Source organism: Paraglaciecola sp. L3A3 (assembly GCF_009796765.1).
In the GTDB taxonomy this organism is placed as follows: Bacteria; Pseudomonadota; Gammaproteobacteria; order Enterobacterales; family Alteromonadaceae; genus Paraglaciecola.
Window position 1 is genome coordinate 2,961,346 of record NZ_CP047023.1, and the last position, 19,567, is coordinate 2,980,912.

14 protein-coding genes are annotated in these 19,567 nt (G+C 38.4%); 11 read left to right on the forward strand and 3 right to left on the reverse strand.

Features of this window, described 5'->3' with window-relative positions; translation table 11 throughout:
• Positions 1 to 12 precede the first annotated feature (12 nt).
• The 8 genes from GQR87_RS12385 (at position 13) to GQR87_RS12420 (ending at position 12,171) form a co-directional block, all read left to right on the forward strand.
• Positions 13 to 1,995 (forward strand): alkaline phosphatase, encoded by a 1,983-nt coding sequence (locus GQR87_RS12385; protein ID WP_158969734.1) that lies wholly within the window; start codon positions 13 to 15, stop codon positions 1,993 to 1,995.
• 76 nt (positions 1,996 to 2,071) lie between these two features.
• Positions 2,072 to 2,812, forward strand: coding sequence for a DUF4840 domain-containing protein (locus tag GQR87_RS12390; protein ID WP_233267257.1), 741 nt, complete (start codon positions 2,072 to 2,074; stop codon positions 2,810 to 2,812).
• Between the two features lie 184 nt (positions 2,813 to 2,996).
• Positions 2,997 to 4,196 (forward strand): hypothetical protein, encoded by a 1,200-nt coding sequence (locus GQR87_RS12395; RefSeq protein ID WP_158969736.1) that lies wholly within the window; start codon positions 2,997 to 2,999, stop codon positions 4,194 to 4,196.
• Positions 4,193 to 4,618: a hypothetical protein gene (locus tag GQR87_RS12400; RefSeq protein WP_158969738.1), complete on the forward strand. Its 426-nt coding sequence runs from the start codon at positions 4,193 to 4,195 to the stop codon at positions 4,616 to 4,618. Before GQR87_RS12395 ends, GQR87_RS12400 begins: the two co-directional genes overlap by 4 nt.
• Complete coding sequence (locus GQR87_RS12405; RefSeq protein WP_158969740.1) at positions 4,611 to 6,179, forward strand: diguanylate cyclase domain-containing protein; 1,569 nt, start codon at positions 4,611 to 4,613, stop codon at positions 6,177 to 6,179. Before GQR87_RS12400 ends, GQR87_RS12405 begins: the two co-directional genes overlap by 8 nt.
• Positions 6,180 to 6,313: 134 nt before the next feature.
• Positions 6,314 to 7,717 carry an efflux transporter outer membrane subunit gene (locus GQR87_RS12410; RefSeq protein WP_158969742.1) on the forward strand — a complete coding sequence of 468 codons (1,404 nt, stop codon included), beginning with the start codon at positions 6,314 to 6,316 and terminating at the stop codon, positions 7,715 to 7,717.
• Positions 7,710 to 9,005 (forward strand): efflux RND transporter periplasmic adaptor subunit, encoded by a 1,296-nt coding sequence (locus tag GQR87_RS12415; protein WP_158969744.1) that lies wholly within the window; start codon positions 7,710 to 7,712, stop codon positions 9,003 to 9,005. Before GQR87_RS12410 ends, GQR87_RS12415 begins: the two co-directional genes overlap by 8 nt.
• Positions 9,006 to 9,048: 43 nt before the next feature.
• A complete protein-coding gene (locus GQR87_RS12420) occupies positions 9,049 to 12,171 on the forward strand; it encodes an efflux RND transporter permease subunit (protein WP_158969746.1) in 3,123 nt (1,040 codons plus the stop codon).
• 19 nt (positions 12,172 to 12,190) lie between these two features.
• Here GQR87_RS12420 and GQR87_RS12425 read toward each other — a convergent pair whose 3' ends face one another.
• Positions 12,191 to 14,218: an NADPH-dependent 2,4-dienoyl-CoA reductase gene (locus tag GQR87_RS12425; protein ID WP_158969749.1), complete on the reverse strand. Its 2,028-nt coding sequence runs from the start codon at positions 14,216 to 14,218 to the stop codon at positions 12,191 to 12,193.
• A 156-nt stretch (positions 14,219 to 14,374) separates the two neighbouring features.
• On the opposite strand from GQR87_RS12425, the gene sppA reads away from it, so the two are divergent.
• On the forward strand, positions 14,375 to 16,234 hold the full coding sequence (gene sppA, locus GQR87_RS12430) for a signal peptide peptidase SppA (RefSeq protein ID WP_158969751.1): 1,860 nt from the start codon (positions 14,375 to 14,377) through the stop codon (positions 16,232 to 16,234).
• A gap of 128 nt (positions 16,235 to 16,362) precedes the next feature.
• A complete protein-coding gene (locus GQR87_RS12435; RefSeq protein WP_158969753.1) occupies positions 16,363 to 17,073 on the forward strand; it encodes a GDSL-type esterase/lipase family protein in 711 nt (236 codons plus the stop codon).
• Between the two features lie 81 nt (positions 17,074 to 17,154).
• On the opposite strand, the gene GQR87_RS12440 is transcribed toward GQR87_RS12435, so the two are convergent.
• A complete protein-coding gene (locus tag GQR87_RS12440; protein ID WP_158969755.1) occupies positions 17,155 to 18,249 on the reverse strand; it encodes a sorbosone dehydrogenase family protein in 1,095 nt (364 codons plus the stop codon).
• A gap of 148 nt (positions 18,250 to 18,397) precedes the next feature.
• Entirely contained in the window at positions 18,398 to 18,883 is a 486-nt protein-coding gene (locus GQR87_RS12445; RefSeq protein ID WP_158969757.1) for an acyl-CoA thioesterase, read from the reverse strand.
• A gap of 96 nt (positions 18,884 to 18,979) precedes the next feature.
• On the opposite strand from GQR87_RS12445, the gene GQR87_RS12450 reads away from it, so the two are divergent.
• Positions 18,980 to 19,465 carry a SprT family zinc-dependent metalloprotease gene (locus GQR87_RS12450; RefSeq protein WP_158969759.1) on the forward strand — a complete coding sequence of 162 codons (486 nt, stop codon included), beginning with the start codon at positions 18,980 to 18,982 and terminating at the stop codon, positions 19,463 to 19,465.
• Positions 19,466 to 19,567: the final 102 nt, after the last annotated feature.

The following is a 19,567-nucleotide window of genomic DNA, read 5'->3' on the forward strand; positions in this document are numbered from 1 at the left end:
CAGGAGTTAGACATGAAAATTTTACGATTAAGTGCGATAGCTATCGCAATTTTAGGTCTTTCTGGCTGTATATCAGATGGTGATGATGGAGCTAAAGGTGCAACTGGATCTCCCGGAATAGATGGAACAAACGGTACTAATGGAACCAATGGTACTGATGGAACTGATGGAACTAATGGAACCGACGGTACCAATGGAACTGATGGTTCGAATGGCTTCAATAGTTTAATTGCACAAATTAACTTACCTATAGGTGACACAAATTGTCCAAACAGTGGTGTACAAATTAACTCTGGTTTAGACATTGATAACAGTGGTGTCTTGGATGACACAGAAGTCACTGCCTCTGAGTATGTCTGTACTGCTGGCAACACTAATGTAGCTTCAAGTGAACTCCTTACCAGTTTAAATAATGACTGGTATATTGAAGCTGAACAAGAAGTGAACCAAGCAAAACAACTTTGGTTGAATACCACAGGTGTGACTGTCGCTACTCAAAGTACCAATAGCAAATCTACTAAAGCTAAAACTTTAACGGATCTTAAAGGTAAAGCTAAAAACGTTATTATATTCGTTGGCGACGGTATGGGTGTTTCTACCATTACTGCATCACGTATTCTTGAAGGCCAATTAGAAGGTAAATTAGGTGAAGAAAATCAGCTTAGTTTTGATAAATTCCCTTTTGCTGGATTAGCTAAAACCTATAACGTCGATGCTCAAACCCCTGACTCTGCAGGTACCATGACAGCCATGATCAGTGGTGTGAAAACAGACGTAGGTGTAATTGGTGTTGATGCAGATATTGAACGTGGTGATTGCTCAACAGTGGCAGGAAACGAGTTATTAACTGCAGTGGAACTTGCTGAAATAGCCGGTAAATCAACAGGTATCATCTCTACAGCACGCATCACTCACGCTACACCAGCGGCGACTTATGCCAAATCAGCGGATAGAAACTGGGAAGATATTTCTGATATGCCTGAAGCGGCCGTGACAGCTGGTTGTAAAGACATTGCCGATCAACTAGTGAATTTTGAAACAAACCTTGAAACTACTGTTGGCGGAATCGATGTTGACGGCATGGAAGTGGTATTTGGCGGTGGACGTCGTCACTTTTTACCTAAAGACGTAGCATTTAACAGCACAGATGCTCACAGCCCTGTTGAAGGTGATCGTACTGACGGTCGAGACTTAACTGCAGAATGGCAAGCAAAATACACCACTGGCACTTATGTGATGGATCAAACTGGTTTTGATGCCATAGACACAGAAAATACCACCCAAGTGCTAGGTTTATTTAATGAATCACACATGCAATATGAAGCAGATCGTGCAAACGATGTTGCCGGTGAACCGTCACTGAGTGAAATGACAGAAAAAGCTATCGGTATTCTAGATAACAATGCTGAAGGTTTCTTCTTAATGGTTGAATCAGGTCGAATAGATCATGCTCACCATGCAGGCAGCGCCTATGGTGCTTTAACCGACACTATAGAACTTTCTAATGCTGTTGCTAAAGCGGTAGCAATGACTGATATGTCGGATACCTTAATCATAGTCACTGCGGATCACGGTCATGTATTTACCATAGCCGGTTATCCAAAACGCGGTAACCCTATATTAGGTAAAGTGGTCAATGTTGGAGCAACCGAGCCTGCTACTGCAGCCGATGGCACACCATACACCACGCTAGGTTATACCAATGGATTAGGTTTCCGTGACTTAGGCACAGAAACCGATGCAGACGTAGCCTATAGCACAGCTATAGATGCAGGTAGAAAAGACCTAACAAGTGTCGATACCACTACAGCTGGGTTCCACCAAGAAGCGTTAATCCCAATGGGTTCTGAGTCTCACTCAGGGGAAGACGTAGGTGTATTTGCTTCTGGTCCAGCAGCGTTTTTAGTGAATGGTACACAAGAACAAAGCATGATTTTCCATATCATGGACTTTGCTGCCAATTTAACTGAAAAAGCCAATGCTGCTAAACAATAATCACTAGCAGTTTGTACAACAAACATGGTGCATGTTCGTGCACCATGTTTTTCTATTTGTAAATAAGGAATTTCCTTTGCTAAAAACAACACTATTAATACTCACATTAACTGGCGTATCCACTCAAGCTTTTGGGCAAAACGACTGTCATCAAGATTCATATTTACAAGCTAAATATCAAATCGATATTAAACGCAAAGATCAAGCAAGCAAAACCACTGAACTTATTCTATGGCGAAAAAAAAATACGGTTGCACATCAGTATCCTTCCACTCTTGTTTCTGAAATGTGGCAACTTGTCCCCAATAGTAAAAAGCAACTAATCAAACCCACTCGTTTTTTTGAAGCTCACAAAAGAGCCATCGAATACCAGCCAGGTGAAACTGTACATGGTAAAAAAGAAACCGATTGGTCCTATCGGTTGCAACTTATATCCGATACATTTTTAAACACCATGACACTCACTAATCAATTAGATAAAGGCTGCGACTCGATTGATTATTTATCTAAAAAAGATACAGATTCTGAAATTACTATCGAATGGTTACCAGAACGAAAATTAGTTAAATCATTTACTTTAGTATCTGATCATCATCAAGAAAAATGGCAACTGGTTAAACTAACAGAGCAAGCAAAAATAATTCAATCCTATTTTACTGCTCTAGATAAGTACCAAACTACAGACTTTGCCGATATTGGTGATGACCATACCGATCCTTTTTTAACGAACATGGTGACACTAGGTTTTATTGAACCTGGAGCAAGCGGCTTTTACGATGATAAAGGTAAAGCACTGTCAGGCGGGCACCACCACTAATCATCTGCCTACCCTAATCAAAATTACTCATTTAAGTTTGGTTTTTTACACTCAGTAGATAAAAATCATGCTGAGTGAGTAATTTGAATACTTAATTTTACTTTGAAAATTAACCTATATAAACGTACACTTTGTTCTCGTTACAAATGAATTTTGGGTTAATGTGTTAAAAATAATATTATGTATGTTTATCATTACTAAAAGCATACTATCATTTGTTACTGCTGAAGAAGTCCAATGGAGTGCTTTTGGTACCCTAGGACTCACCCTCGCCGATTCAAATCAATTAGGCTATCGCAATAATATTAACTCCGACAATGGTGTATTTGCAGGTGATCTTGATTTTCAATCAAACTCGTTGTTGGGTGGACAAGTCGATGTATCCATAAACAGAGAGTTAGAGTTTCTTGGCCAAGTCGTATTAAAAGATATGAATGATGCGACTGCTAGCGACTTCATCACTATGGCATTTTTCAAATATTCACCTTCTGCAAAATGGTCAGTTAGATTAGGTAGATTGATTCCTGATCTATTTAAAATAACAGAATATCGAAATATCAATGTTGCTTATACTTGGACCAACGTGCCAACTGAGGTTTATGCCTTAAGTCCGTTTGAACACTTAGATGGTGGCGATATTACATACAAAACACGTTTTAATTCAGGCACTCTCAAGTACAAATTTTTCCTCGGGAAAAGTCAATCAGTTGTGCATGCATTCGGTGATAATCAACATTTCGATTTATCGAGTATGCTTGGCGCCTCAATCTCTTACGATCAATTTGATTGGAATATCCAAGGGAGATATACAAAAATAACCTTCGATAACAATGCTGATGCTATTCGCCTTCTCAGTGAACAAATTGAACTGGTCCCTGAATACCTATGGCCTAACCGCCTAGATTTTAGTCATTCATTAAACTTGAAAGATAGCATCGCAAAATACTACTCTTTCAGCGGCCAAAAGGAATGGCAAAACTGGTTATTTAGTTTTGAAGTAGGCAGGATTGTCACTGAGGCAACTTCTGAACTTCCTGTCGATAGTGGTTATTTTAGCGCAAGTTATCGTCATGGAGCGAATACCTATTACGGTTTATATTCTCAATCCTCCGCTGATAATTATATATTTGACGAACCAATAGATACACAATATTTTCCCGAGTTGATTAAATACATAGAGGATTCAAAAAACTTTTATAGTACAAATCAGACAACCTACTCAATTGGTTGGCGGCGTGATATCAGCACCAATCTAACATCAAAATTTCAACTTAATGTCACCAATGTAGATGAAAATGGAGCGACTCTTTGGCTAAGGGAGCAGGGTAATGATACAGGCCGAACAGTCACTAGTGTCATGTTTACCCTGAGCTTTGCATTATGATTCGGTTTATACTGATTATCTCTTTATTATTTTGTTGTCATTTAGCGCAGTCTGCTGAAGAATTAGTGGTAGTAGTGAATAAAAATAATCCGACTGATAAATTAACTAAGTCAGAAGTGATTGACATTTTCATGGGTAAATATATTGCCTATCCCAATGGGGATTCTGCAAGTCCATTAGAGTTAGAAGATAACAATAGAATTAAAGAAATTTTTTATCAAAATTTAATTGGCCGTTCTTTAGCCAGTGTAAACTCATATTGGGCAAGACTTAAATTTACCGGACACGCAAGAACAGCAGATATTGTGACAAGTGAAGAAAATGTGGTAGCGTTGATTAATAGTACGAACTCTGCAATAGGCTATATTTGTGCTTCTAACTTAACCCCTGAACTAAAAGTGGTATACAACTTTAATGAATAAAAACGGATTAATACTTCGCCTTACATTAGCAGTTGTAATTTCAGCTTTTGTAATTGGTTTGATTATTTCCCAATTTTATTCCCATTTCACCTATATTAATGAAAAAGAAAATGGCCAAATTGAAGTAGAGCAACTGTTTAAAACTGTTTCTTCTACCGCATCAGTTGCAACATATCTACTCGATAAAGAACTAGCTACAGAAGTTATTTCCGGCTTAATGAGTAATGATATTGTAAAAGGTGTTTCGATTACCGCAAAAGAATTTTTAGTGGACTCTGCTGGTTATCGAAAAACCGAAGATAGTCGCACCTTTCCCCTGTATTCTCCCTTTGAAAAAGACCGCAAAGTAGGCAATTTAGTTATCACGCCTAATATTAAACACATTGAAAAGCGAGCATCTGAAATTAGCTCAGATAACCAAATCTCTATTACCATACAAGCCGCAATCATTGTGTTAATTATTGTGTTTGTTGCCTATTTTATTGTAACTCGGCCGATAATTTTTATTGCGACACGACTACATGAGTTGTCTATTGGTACGAATGAACGCATACAATTACCTAATTTTCATGATAATAGTGAAATTGGTATATTAGTTAAAGATATCAATTTGTTACTAGGGAAAACTGAAAATCAAATTACCGAAGAACGGAAATTACGCCAGCAAGTAGAAAAATTATCTCGCCATTTTAAATTGCTTTTTGAAAATTCTAATTCACCTATTGTATTAGCCGAACCTAATGGTGATATAGTTTTACACAATCAAGCATTTGATAAATTATTACAAAAACTTAAGGTCCCTTTCAAAACAAATTTTGGCCCATATTTAAGAGATTTATTTGAAAATCCTATTGAACTTGATCATCAAGTGACTAGTGCATTTAATCACAATGAAATAGCATCAGGGGAATTCAAATTAAACTACAACGTCGAAGATAACTCTATCTGGGTCCAGACTATTGTAACTGCGACCCTAACTGATGATTTTGGTGAATATTACCAAATCACTCTGCATGACATATCAGCCGGTAGATTAAAAATAGAACAACTAGATCTAAAAGCTCGCACAGATCAATTGACCAATCTACTCAATCGCAGAGGGGCGAAACAAACTTTAACGCAATTGATAGAATCAAATGTAGCTTTTGCGTTGATATTGCTGGATTTAAACAAATTCAAACCCATTAATGATATTTATGGGCATGATGCTGGCGATGAAATTTTAATCCATGTGGCGCAACAGTTAACACAGGCATTACGTCGTCGAGATATATTATCTCGTTGGGGAGGAGATGAATTTGTTATTATCTTACCGGGATTAACTGTTGAAGAAGTACATAATGTTTGCGACAAAATAATCAGTAATATTGAAAACCCGTATTTATTAACACAAGTGAATGAAACAGTCTCTGTCAGTGCCAGTGTAGGGGTGACTTTTTACCAACAAGATCAAGTTTGTGACATAGACACACTTATTAAACAAGCTGACACGACTATGTATAAAGTAAAAGAAAATAGAGATAAACAACATAAAGTCATGTTTTTTAATGATAATGTCTAAGCTAAATTTACCTGAAAATATCCTAATCAAAATAACTAATCAGCCACTTAATTGTAAAAATTGCGTAAAGTACTTTATTGCTAACAATCAATAGTTTAACTTATCAATAAAACTGGCTTGAGAATCACCCAATAGTGAAATTTTACATCCCGATATTATTCAGTTTTTCTTTGTATGGTTGTATCAATACGCAACAAGTGAACAAAGAAATACAACATTTTCAAATTCCAGAAAATTGGCAACATACTCAACAATTATCAGTCATCGAGAATAATTGGCTTGCACAATTTCAACAGCCTTTTTTAGAGACCTTTATTAATCAAGCACTGAACTCAAACCAAGCCCTGCTTCAAGCAGCTTACAGCGTTGATATAGCAAAGCAACAAGTTATACAAAGTGGTGCATCACTTTGGCCTGATTTAGACTTGAGCTTAAATACAAGTAGAAGTAAAACTGCAGCCACTCAAGTAGTCAGTAATCAACATTCACTTAAATTAGAGTCAAGTTACGAGATAGATATTTGGGGTAAACTCTCTGATAATCAAAAAAATGCTCATTTAAACTATTTGGCAACTAAAGCCCAACATCAACAACAAAAGCAGGAAATTGTCGGTCAGGTTATCAGTAATGGATTTAACCTGATCATGGCTAATCAGTTGACACACTTGTTCCAACAAAGAGTCAAAAATGCTCAACAGAGCTTAGATATTATTGAATCAGGCTATCAACAAGGGGTGAATACAGCGTTAGATGTGTATTTATCTAGAAATGAATTAAATACAGAAACAGCTAATTTAGCATCGCAACAAACAAACTTGTTGCAATCGGCCCGCGTATTAGAACAACTTTTGGGCCGTTACCCTAGCGGTCAAATCGTTACTGAAATTAATCAACAAAGCTTGCCTCTGCTGACAAATGACATTCCCTTAGGTCTGCCCTCAGAAATAGTTAGCCGTAAACCAGAATTACAGTCTGCTTGGTATCAGGTGTTAGCGCAAGATGCAGCATTAGCATTTGCCCACAAACAAAGATTTCCAAGTATCAAATTAACCGCTTCTGTTTCGAATACTTCTGACGAGTTATCAGATCTTCTCACCACTTCATCTATTGCTTGGTCTTTGTTAGGCGGCATTACCGCACCTCTTTTTAATGCTGGAAATTTAAAAGCCAGTGAAGAAATTGCTAGATTAAGACTCAAACAACAAGAACAAGCTTACCTTAATACATTATATGGCGCCTTTGCTGAGGTAGAGAACGCTATCAGCAATGAAAAGAATTTATTACAAAGATATCACGCGACTTTGGATGCAGAAGAAAATGCATTGGCGGCTGAGAATTTATCTTTTGAGCAATACCAAAAAGGATTGGTGACATACACCACTGTACTTGATGCTCAAAGTCGAGCTTTTAACGCGCAAAGTTCATTAATCCAAATCAAGAATCAATTACTCAATAACAGAGTCAATTTACATCTTGCCTTAGGCGGCGATTTTAGCCAAAACAATAACAATCAACAGGACGACTCAACCTATGAGTAATACCAAAAAATGGCTAATTCCACTGATTATTTTAGCAGTCACTGCCCTTGTAGCTAATTTTATTCTTAATAATCCTCCTGAAAGTCGTCGCGGTGGAAAATCAACAAAACCACAATTAACTGTTGAAGTTGTAAATTTACAACCACAACAATATCAAGTCATAGTCGATAGTTACGGTACTGTGCAACCAAAAACACAAAGCGCACTTGTGGCCCAAGTATCAGGTCAAATAAACTATGTGAGTCCACAATTTAGAAATGGTGGCTTTTTTAGTAAGGGTGACGTCTTAGTCAAACTCGATCAAAGAGATTACTTGGCAGATAAACAAATTGCCGAAGCAAGTTTGTTATCTGCTCAACAAAAATTATTAGAAGAAGAAGCTAACTCAAAACAAGCAGAAATTGATTGGCAAAGACTAGGTAATGGGCAACCAGCTAGTGATTTGGTGCTACGTAAACCGCAATTAGCTGCAGCTAAAGCCAACTTATTGTCAGCAGAAGCACAACTCGCTCGCGCCCAATTAAACCTTGAACGTACAAAAATTACCGCGCCATATGATGGACGTATCTTGAGCCAATTAGTTGACTTTGGCCAAGTGTTAGCAAATAACAGTAAATTGGCAGAAATTTACTCAACAGATTCAGTTGAAATTCGTTTACCTATTAATAATAGTGATATTGACTTGATTAACTTTCCTGAAGAGTTTCGCATCAACAACCCTGAATTACCTTCTATAGAAGCTAATTTCACTTCTAGTTTAACCAGCAACCAACATTGGGTCGGACAAATTACTCGCACTGAAGCAGCGATAGACGCCAGCTCACAGCAGCTTTACATAGTTGCACAAATCAAAGACCCATATAATCCAACAATCCATCCAGGTACATCAATTAAAATTGGCCAATATGTCAGCGCTAAAGTACAAGGTAAAACTATCAATAATGCCATCGTCATTAACAATAACGCGATTTACCAAGGCAGTTATGTGTACGTAGTGGAAGATGACTTATTAAAACGTCGCGATATTAAAATTCGCTGGCAGAATAGCCAAAAAACCATTATTGAAGATGGCCTTTCAGCCAATGATGTGTTGGTTACTACTCCTTTAGGCCAAGTCAGTTCAGGTACACCTGTTGCCATTTCCGGCAGAGCAAAAAACAATAACTCTGCTACGGACAAAGATGCAAGAATGCGTGAAGCAGCTAAACGTATGGGCATTACCCTAGAAGAATTAAAACAACGTCGACAAAGTGGTCAAACACCTAACGGCGCGAAAGGACCACAATAATGATTACTAGCAGCATTAATAATCACATAAGTAGAGAAATACTATGATTGCTTGGTTTGCACGAAATCACGTAGCAGCCAATCTGCTGATGATCACAATATTATTGGCCGGTGTTTACAGTCTTACCAGTCGTATTCCTTTAGAAGTATTCCCCTCTTTTGAATCCGATGTAATTAACGTCAGTGTATCAATTAGAGGTGCGACGCCAGAAGATACAGAGCTTGGGGTGGCAATATTAATTGAAGAAGCCGTTCAAGATTTGGAGGGCATTGAAAAGATCACTAGTGTCTCTTCTGAAGGCTCGGCTCGGGTGACTATTGAAATAGAATCCGACTACGATGCTAGAGAAAAATTAGCCGATATAAAATCTCGTGTTGATGCCATTAATACATTCCCCGGCACGGCAGAAAAGCCTGTTATATCCCTTGCACAAAGAATACGTGAAGTAATAGCCGTGACAATCGCGGCCGATTATGGCGAAAAAGAAATCAATGAGTTTGCCGAACAAATTCGAGATGACCTGTTACGTATTCCTGGCATCACCCAATTAGAATTAGCAGGTGTACGTAATTACGAAATTGCCCTAGAAGTTCCCCAACAAAAATTACGTCAATATGGATTAACCTTAGCCGATATTTCCTCAGCAGTAGCAAGTTCTAGTCAAGACATATCAGCTGGGAATATAAAGACTGATGGAGGCGATGTGTTAATTCGTTCCAAAGGTCAGGCTTATCGTAAGGATGAATTCAGTAATATTCCTATTCTGACCAATCAAGATGGCTCTATATTACGTCTAAAAGACATTGCCGAAATCAAAGATGACTTTGAAGAAACCCCTATTCGCACTCGTTTTAACGGTAAACAAGCCGCTTTTATTGATGTCTATCGTATTGGTCAACAAAGTGCAGTAGAAGTGGCAACTAAAGTTAAAGACTACATTCAAGAAAAACAAGCCAGTTTGCCATTAGGTTACGAACTCAGTTATTGGGACGACGACTCACAGATTGTTAAAAATCGAATTGCCACTCTAACCGGCAGCGCCATTCAAGGCGGTATATTAGTATTGTTACTGTTAACCTTATTTTTGCGCCCAGCCATAGCATTATGGGTGTTTATTGGTATACCCGTATCATTTATGGGCGCATTTTTAGCTATGCCTATCTTTGACGTAACCCTCAATGTGATTAGTTTATTTGGCTTCATACTGGTATTGGGGATAGTGGTCGACGATGCAATAGTTACCGGCGAGAACATATACACTCATATGCGAACCGCCGAATCCGGTGAAGAAGCGGCTATTCGAGGTACTCAAGAAGTCGCGACACCTGTGACCTTTGGTATTTTGACCACAATAGTGGCATTTTTACCCTTCGCCTTTATGGAAGGTGGCCGTGGTGCTTTATTTGCGCAAATTCCCGTTATCGTTATACCCGTACTCCTATTTTCCTTGATAGAGTCTAAATTTGTTTTGCCCTCTCACTTAAAATACTTAAAGTTGCGAGACGAAAAAGAAGAGTCTCGAAATCGCTTACAAATATGGCAACAAAAATTCGCTGACGGATTTGAAAAAGCCATATTAGTGTATTACCAACCATTACTAGGTTTATGCTTACGCCACAAATTAGCCACATTATCGCTGTTTATTGGTACGTTTGTGATCATTACCACCTTACTGATGAGTGGCTGGACAAAGTTTGTATTTTTTCCTCGTATACCCAGTGAGACAGTAAGAGCCACCTTGACAATGACAACGGGTACTACATTTGATGTGACCAATAAGTATATTGTCAAGATGGCAGATAAAGCACATGATCTTAAAGAAAAATATACGGATAAAGAATCAGGCGAAAGTATCGTATTAAATATTCTGGCCTCAACTGGTGGCCGAGGAGGTTCAGCCAATACTGGCTCGGTCAGATTCGAAATTACCCCTCCAGAAAGTAGAGAATCCTCTATCACTTCAGCTCAATTAGTCCAAGAATGGCGAGGCTTAATTGGTGAAATCCCCGGTGCAGAAAGTGTGACTTTTAGGGCCGAAATAGGCCGTTCCTCAGATCCTATAGACGTACAATTAATTGGCAATTCGCAAAGCACTTTGCAAGAAGTAGCCGATCAAATAAAACAACATTTAAGCACCTACCCTACTGTATTTGATATTGCTGATAGTATGTCTGACGGTAAGGAAGAACTACAGATTGAGCTCACTCAGCAAGGTAATGCTTTAGGTCTAACTAGAGTTAATATTTCTAATCAAGTGAGAAACGCCTTTTTTGGCAGCCAAGTACAGCGTATCCAAAGAGGACGAGATGATGTGCGGGTAATGGTGCGATTACCGATAGAAGAAAGGCATTCTATTTCTGATCTACAAAATATACTGATTAAACTGCCTAGTGGTGGCACAGTACCATTGGCCCATGTGGCGACACTGACACCAGGAAAAAGTCCCTCACAAATTAGACGTATTGACCGTTTCCGTACAGTGAGTGTTACCGCCGACATTGAAAAAGACAAAACTAATATGACAGTGCTGCAAGCAGAACTAACAGATTACGTTGATGAGCTAGTTAATCAATACCCTGGTGTCAGTTATAAACTTGAAGGCGAAGCTCGTGAACAAAGAGAATCTTTCGCATCTTTGTCAATTGGCTTGTTGATGGTTTTCTTTGCCATTTATGGCCTGCTCGCCATTCCGTTTAAGTCTTATGTGCAACCATTGATTGTGATGAGTGTTATTCCATTTAGCATGATAGGCGCTGTTATTGGCCATTGGATAATGGGCATGGATTTAACCATAATGAGTGTATTAGGCATGTTGGCTCTAGTCGGCGTGGTTGTAAACGATTCACTGGTCTTAGTTGATTTTATCAATAAGAAGCGACTTGAAGGTAGCAGTTTAATTGAAGCGGTACTTACGGCTGGGGCATCTAGATTTAGACCTATAATGTTGACCAGTTTAACTACCTTTTTTGGACTTATGCCCTTGTTATTTGAAAAATCAACTCAGGCACAATTCTTAATTCCTATGGCAGTATCTTTAGGTTTTGGTATTTTATTTGCTACTTTTATCACCTTAATTTTAGTACCAATCAATTATTTATTGGTGGAAAAACTAAAAGGTAATAAAGCTAACAGTACAATTTCATCTAGCCCAGCGACCGCAGCTTAATTCCTAAGGTCAATTAAAATTAAATCACTGCGGCCAATTCGGCCCCTTGTCTAATTGCCCGCTTGGCATCTAATTCAGATGCCAAGTCGGCGCCACCAATTAAATGAGTGCGAATATTCTTTTCCAACAAACCAGCCTGTAACTCTCGTAAAGGCTCTTGTCCTGCACATAAAATGATATTGTCCACTATTAAACACTGAGCTTGACCATTCACTTCAATATGTAAACCTTGATCATCAATTTTTATATAATTTACCCCGGCCATCATTTTCACATTTTTACGAGTAAGGGAAGCACGGTGGATCCAGCCTGTGGTTTTACCTAAGCCTTTGCCTACTTTGCTGTCTTTTCGCTGTAGTAAATAAACTTCACGGGCTGGCGCTTCGATTTCTGCTGCAATTAAACCGCCATCGCCTTGATGGTTTTTATCTATACCCCAAGATTTTAACCATTCATCAGTTTGGGTAGACAATGACTCTTTTTCTACCAAAAATTCTGCTATATCAAAACCTATACCCCCCGCCCCAATCACTGCTACTTTTTTACCGACCGGTTTGTTATCTCGCAGCACATCTAAATAACTCAGTACTTTCGCATGTTCTATGCCTGGAATATTTAATTGTCTTGGTACTATGCCTGTTGCCAACACCACTTGATCAAAATCTTGCGCCACTAAACTGTCGACTGTTTGTGTATTTTCTAAATGTAACCGCACACCAACACGGTCAAGTTTATTTTTAAAATAGCGTATCGTTTCATAAAACTCTTCTTTACCAGGAATACGTTTAGCGTAATTAAACTGTCCACCTATTTCTTGGTGCTTATCAAACAAATGTACTTCATGTCCACGCTCAGCTGCATAACTACTAAAGGCTAATCCAGCAGGCCCAGCGCCTACGACCGCAATTTTTTGTTTATGCTTAGTCACTGGAAAATTTAATTCAGTTTCGTAACCCGCTCTCGGGTTAACTAAACAGCTCGCCCGTTGACGTTTAAACACGTGATCTAAACAAGCTTGATTACAAGCAATACAGGTATTAATTTGATCACTTTTCCCCTGTGATGCTTTTTCAACAAACTTTTCGTCAGCTAAAAAGGGCCTGGCCATTGAGACCATATCGGCATGTCCTTCGGCCAACACCTTTTCGGCTATTTCAGGTGTATTAATTCGGTTAGTGGTAACTAAAGGTAAACTGAGTTCCGCCTTCATCTTTTTAGTTACCCAAGAAAATGCGGCTCTTGGCACCATAGTGCTGATAGTTGGCACCCGGGCTTCATGCCAACCTATGCCAGTGTTAATAATTGTAGCTCCGGCTTGTTCAATCATTTTACCTAAGCTAACCACTTCCTGCCAACTACTGCCCTGTTCGACTAAGTCCAACATAGATAGACGGAATATAATAATAAAATCGGTGCCTATTCTTTGTCTTATTGCCTCAACTATCGACACAGCAAAACGTGCACGGTTACTAAAGCTACCTCCCCATTGGTCATTGCGCTTATTGGTCCTGGTACAGAGGAATTGATTAATTAAATAACCTTCAGATCCCATCACCTCAACCCCGTCATAACCCGCTAGTTTGGCCATATGAGCACAATTTGCGTAATCTTCAATAGTAGATAACACCCCTCTTTTAGACAAAGCCCAAGGTTTAAAAGGACTTATAGGGGATTGAATGGCCGAAGGGGCCACACTAAATGGATGATAAGCATAACGACCTGCATGTAAAATTTGCAGACATATCTTCCCTTGATGCTGATGCACAGTTTCGGTGATCACCCTGTGATGTTTAGCATGACTCTTATTGGCCATTCTAGAACCAAAAGGTAATAACCAGCCCTGACGATTAGGGCTCACTCCACCAGTAACAATCAAACCAACACCAGCCGCCGCACGTTCACCGTAAAATGTAGCTAGTTTTTCATTACCATTTTTTTCCTCTTCTAAACCAATATGCATAGAGCCCATTAATGTACGGTTTTTTAATTGAGTAAATCCTAAATCTAATGGTTCAAACAGGTGAGGAAAATATTTATTTTGTGTCATGGGCGATTTTACTCTTGCTTAGCTATCTAGTCAGACCAGTCTATATTCTTTTAGTTAGATTTAAAAGTTACAAAGAATTACATTTGCAAATACCCTATTAGCTCAATTTTAGATAGGATGCATTATTATTAATTAATAAAGTGTGATAATTCTTTTATGTCATCTGGAAAAAGTTGGACGAAATCTTTATTCGTCGGAATTTGGACTGCTTTAAACTTCAGTCGTAAATTATTTTTTAATCTTATTTTTATTGGGATCATCATCGTAATTATTTCAGTTGCGAGTAAAGATGGTAACAAAATTACAGTGCCACAAGGTTCAGCTTTAGTTTTAAAACTAAAGGGTGATTTAGTTATCGAAAAACAAGCAATCGATCCCTTCGAAGAATTTATTAGCGAAGCACTTGAGCAAGATTCTGAAAATCCTGAAGTACTATTACAAGACGTATTACATACTTTACACAATGCCAAACAAGATCGCCGTATCAAAGCCTTAGTCTTAGACTTACACGGTTTAGGTGGTGCAGGTTTAGATAAATTAGAACAAATTGCGGTTGCCCTTGATGACTTTAAAGAAAGTGAAAAACCTATTTATGCGATTGGCGATTATTATAGTCAGAACCAATATTATCTAGCCAGTCATGCAGACCATTTATACCTAAATCCTATGGGCTTTATGTTGTTTGAAGGATATGGTCGTTTCGGAACTTATTTTAAATCTGCTATCGAAAATCTTAAGGCTCAGACTCACGTTTTTAAAGTGGGTACTTATAAATCGGCTGTCGAACCTTATATTCGTGATGACATGTCTGATGCTGCTAAAGAGGCGAATAAAGCTTGGTTAACTGCTATGTGGCAACAATACAAAGCTGAAGTAGCTGAAGCTCGGGGTTTAGACGTATCAAACTTTGATGAGAACCTTGATACTTTTTTAGAAAAATTTGAACAAGTTGATGGCGACTTCGCAAAATATGCGCTGCAATACGGCTGGGTTGACGGTCTAAAAACCCGTGAAGAAGCCCTGCAAGAAATTGTTTCAATAGTTGGTAGTAACAAAGACAATACCGGCTTTAACGCCATTTCTTATAAAAATTATTTACAAGTCATCAGTAACCCCTTCCCTTTTGAACCTCAAGATGTGAAAAAAGTTGGCATTATTGTAGCAAAAGGCACCATATTAAATGGCACCAAAAAACCAGGCACAATTGGTGGCGATAGTACGGCTCAATTACTTAGAAAGGCACGCCTAGATGACTCAATAAAATCTGTCGTTTTATATGTTGATTCTCCTGGAGGTAGCGCATTTGCTTCTGAAGTTATTCGACAAGAAGTCGAAAACTTACAGAACTCCGGCAAACCAGTAGTTGCTGTAATGAGTACTTACGCGGCATCAGGTGGTTATTGGATTTCAGCAGGAGCAGACAAGATCATTGCAGCACCAAGTACCATTACTGGCTCCATAGGTATATTCGGTATGTTCCTGACGTTTGAAAACACTTTAGATTATCTGGGTATTCATACTGATGGGGTTGGCACCACAGAGTTTGCTGGCATGGGGGTAACTCGTAGCCTAAATCCTAAAATGGGCCAAATCATGCAGCGTGGTATTGAACATGGTTACGATAAATTTATTACCCTAGTTGCGAACAATCGTAATATGACTAAAGAACAAGTCGATCAAATAGCTCAAGGCCGTGTATGGATTGGTAGCACAGCAAAAGAAATTGGTTTGGTAGACGAGTTAGGATATTTACAAGATGGTATCCAAGCCGCTGCTGATTTTGCTAATTTAACTGAATATGATACTCAATATATCCAACGTGATTTGTCTAAAAGTGAGCTGTTTTGGCGGGAGTTATTCCAAAAAACAGCGGTTAGCTTAGACGGCGCATTTAAATCTGATACTAGCTATACCTTAATTAGTCTGGTCAAAGAAATAACAGCGGATATTGAAGCTATGGTAGAACTTAACGACCCTAAAGGTGTATACGCTTACTGCTTGCCTTGTGAGTTGTAATTAAATAAACAGATTTCAAGTTTGATAACAATAAACTTAAAAGCCTACTATTTTTGATTAAGCAGTAGGCTTTTTGTTGCCAGATTTGTTAGCTTAAATTTTCAACTTGATATTAAATTGCTGAGCTTATGAAAAACACCCCATCACAATTAACTAAGATCATTATTTCTATCTTGGTATTTTTCTCAATTTGTCAGTCCGTATACGCACAAGCACCAGACCCAACTCGTTTTGAACAATCGATCCAAAAGTTTGAAAATCAAGATGCTATAAAAATGCCTCCCAAAGGTGCCATAGTATTGACAGGTAGTTCCAGTATTAAGATGTGGAATAACAAGGTCCATGCTGATTTAGCACCTTTAACTGTTATTTCTCGTGGCTTTGGCGGTAGCAACATGAATGACTTACTGCACTATATCGACCGCGTAGCGATTAAATATCAACCTAGAGCTATATTGATTTATGAAGGCGATAATGACACAGCTTTATCACCACCTATTCCTAAAGCTAAAATTTTAAGCCAACTGAAACAAGTTATTAGTAAAGTCCGCAGTACATTACCGGATACCCGTTTTTACCTACTGTCAGTTAAACCTAGCATATTACGTCATTCATTGTGGCCATTGGCGGTGGATGTTAGTCGAGGATTTAAAGCCATAGCTGATACAGACCCTCTTATATATTACGTAGATGTGGCCACTCCACTGCTGCAACCAGAAGGCGAGGTAATGGATGATATTTTTATCAAAGATAATCTGCATTTAAACAACAAAGGTTATCAAATTTGGGGACAAACAATCAAAGCGGCTTTGATGCCAATAGAAGCACAATATGAATAAGTAACCTGAATACTGGATAAGCCGAACCTCTCGATAACGCTCTTTTTGTGCCTAGCGGCGTTGGATTGTCCAGTATTCAGGTTAGTTAACTACTTTCATTATTTTACCTGTAGCAAAGTCGGTAAAATACAATTCCCCTGTGTTATCTAAAGCAAAAGATGAAATAAATATATTAGTATCTACCTCAAGTTGATTGTCGCCAAAAGAGGGATAATTTACAGACCATATCTTGCCGCTAATATAATCAGCATAAACATACCGATTAACTAGCGATTTAACACTGCCTTTACTGTAAACCACACCACCTGTAATCGATTGACCATCATCTCGACCATAAGTAAGCAAAGGCGGCTCAAATTGGCTTTTGTCACAGCTCTGTTTTTTATCTTTAAAACATTTGTTACCTTCCATGATTTTCCAACCATAGTTTTTGCCTTTATGAATAATATTCACTTCTTCTAATTCATTTTGTCCTACATCGGCAAGTATCAAACTGTCACCATAAAAAGTAAAACGCCAAGGGTTACGGATACCGTAAGCCCATATTTCATCTAGTGAGCCTTTATCATTAATAAATGGGTTATCTGAGGGAATTTGGTACGGCACATTGTCTGGCGTATTAATATCAAGGCGTAACATAGTTCCCAATAAAGTTTGTCGGTTTTGCCCATGACCTTTAGGATCGCCACCAGAGCCGCCATCTCCCATTCCAACATAAAGATAACCATCAGGGCCAAATGCCAGCTGCCCGGCATTATGATTACCATACGGTTGTTCAACCTCTAAGATTACCTTTTCATTATCAAGTGAACCTTTGTGTTCAAGTAAGGTAAGTCTAAAACGAGATATCCGTGTTCTACGCTTACCTTCCTTAGGATTATAATTAACAAATAAATAACCATTACTTTTAAAGTCAGGGTGTAAGGTAAGACCTAATAGGCCCATCTCACTTTTAGTCCGCACATCAAAGGTGTAGATTGTATTGTGTGACTGATCTTCAAGGTTAGCCAGTAACAAGCCTCCATTCTTTTCAGCAATCAATAACTCCTGTTTACTATCAGGTAAAAATAACAGGTCAGTAGGCTGTTCTATTTCAGTTAAAACAGATTGCAATTCAAAACCATAGGAAAATCTTGAGCAACAAATCAACAATGCACAGGCAAATAGTTTTTTCATTAGGTATAGAACCACTTAGCAAATAGAGGCCTACTTTAAAAGCATTCAAGCATAAAAGGCAAGTAGTGTCGTAGATGACGTCTAACAATTACCCTTTTTGTTATATGACTTTGTCATGCCGGAGTAAGCTTAGTTAACAAGATGAAGATTAGTCTTCCTTAGGGGTATTTTGTAACTCTTTATCTAAACTTTGTGCGGATTCTTTAGCTTGTATCGCATAACGCTCTAGGGCTAAATCTCTTTCTGTTTGGGGCTGCCAACTGGGTACTTCAACAGGGTATCCCGCTTCATCACTGGCCACAAAAGCCATAATACAATGTCCCGTTTCAACCATAGCGTTTAATTTAGGGTCAGTAGCTAAAACAGCGATGTAAATATGCATACTGGTTCTGCCAGTATGTACAATTTTAGCTCTTAGATTAACCATTTGCCCAACTAAAATTGGACGTTTAAAGCGGATCCCACCAATAGACACAGTGACACAATAGCGACCACTCCATTGTGCCGCACAAGCATAACCTACTTGGTCCATCCATTTCATCACAATACCACCGTGCACCTTGCCACCAAAATTGACATCTGTTGGTTCTGCTAAAAATCTAAAGTTCAATGAACGGCGTTGATTAATATCCATAAGGGGAGTTCCTGTTGACAAAGGGCGTGTTTATTAACGAATTATCATTTAAAATACACGAATTGTCAGTAACTCTTAAGCAAGGTCGCTATATTTTTGTCCTATCAAAACCAGCAATTGGTTATCAATAAAGTAAAAGAATGTGTTATTCATGCTAACCAACAGCTCTCTCATACTTTTATTATCCCCGATATTTTTTTTAATCAAAGGGGAAAAATAGCAGGATGCGCCCGTTTACAAAAAAACGAATTACGTTTTAACCCAATATTGTTGAATGATAATTTAACTGCATTTCTAGACGAAGTAGTACCCCACGAAGTTTGTCACTTATTAGCATTTACTTTATTTGGTAAAGTCCGTCCCCATGGCAAAGAATGGAAAACCTTGATGCGCCAACTATTTAATTTAGATGGGCAGACATACCACCAAATGGATGTAAAAAAAGTAGCAGGAAAGCAGTTTTTTTATCAATGTTTATGTGGACATGTGCCATTGAGCATTCGTAGGCATAACAAGATTATTAGAGGGCAACAACAATACTGTTGTCGTCGATGTCAGACAGTTTTAACCCTAGTAAAATAATATAAAAAGATTTCGACTTAGCAGTTATGAAGATGTAGGCACAGAGTCGAGGTGAATAATAACAAGGGCCATCATTCCAACCACTAAGTTTATTTTCTTTTT

What these genes read in the sequence shown, in the direction of transcription:
- GQR87_RS12440 (WP_158969755.1), bottom strand. Translation starts at nt 18,249, where the DNA reads ATGAAAAAACTATTTGCCTGTGCATTGTTGATTTGTTGCTCAAGATTT.
- GQR87_RS12405 (WP_158969740.1), top strand. Translation starts at nt 4,611, where the DNA reads ATGAATAAAAACGGATTAATACTTCGCCTTACATTAGCAGTTGTAATT.
- GQR87_RS12415 (WP_158969744.1), top strand. Translation starts at nt 7,710, where the DNA reads ATGAGTAATACCAAAAAATGGCTAATTCCACTGATTATTTTAGCAGTC.
- sppA (WP_158969751.1), top strand. Translation starts at nt 14,375, where the DNA reads ATGTCATCTGGAAAAAGTTGGACGAAATCTTTATTCGTCGGAATTTGG.
- GQR87_RS12400 (WP_158969738.1), top strand. Translation starts at nt 4,193, where the DNA reads ATGATTCGGTTTATACTGATTATCTCTTTATTATTTTGTTGTCATTTA.
- GQR87_RS12445 (WP_158969757.1), bottom strand. Translation starts at nt 18,883, where the DNA reads ATGGATATTAATCAACGCCGTTCATTGAACTTTAGATTTTTAGCAGAA.
- GQR87_RS12385 (WP_158969734.1), top strand. Translation starts at nt 13, where the DNA reads ATGAAAATTTTACGATTAAGTGCGATAGCTATCGCAATTTTAGGTCTT.
- GQR87_RS12395 (WP_158969736.1), top strand. Translation starts at nt 2,997, where the DNA reads ATGTTTATCATTACTAAAAGCATACTATCATTTGTTACTGCTGAAGAA.
- GQR87_RS12420 (WP_158969746.1), top strand. Translation starts at nt 9,049, where the DNA reads ATGATTGCTTGGTTTGCACGAAATCACGTAGCAGCCAATCTGCTGATG.
- GQR87_RS12425 (WP_158969749.1), bottom strand. Translation starts at nt 14,218, where the DNA reads ATGACACAAAATAAATATTTTCCTCACCTGTTTGAACCATTAGATTTA.
- GQR87_RS12435 (WP_158969753.1), top strand. Translation starts at nt 16,363, where the DNA reads ATGAAAAACACCCCATCACAATTAACTAAGATCATTATTTCTATCTTG.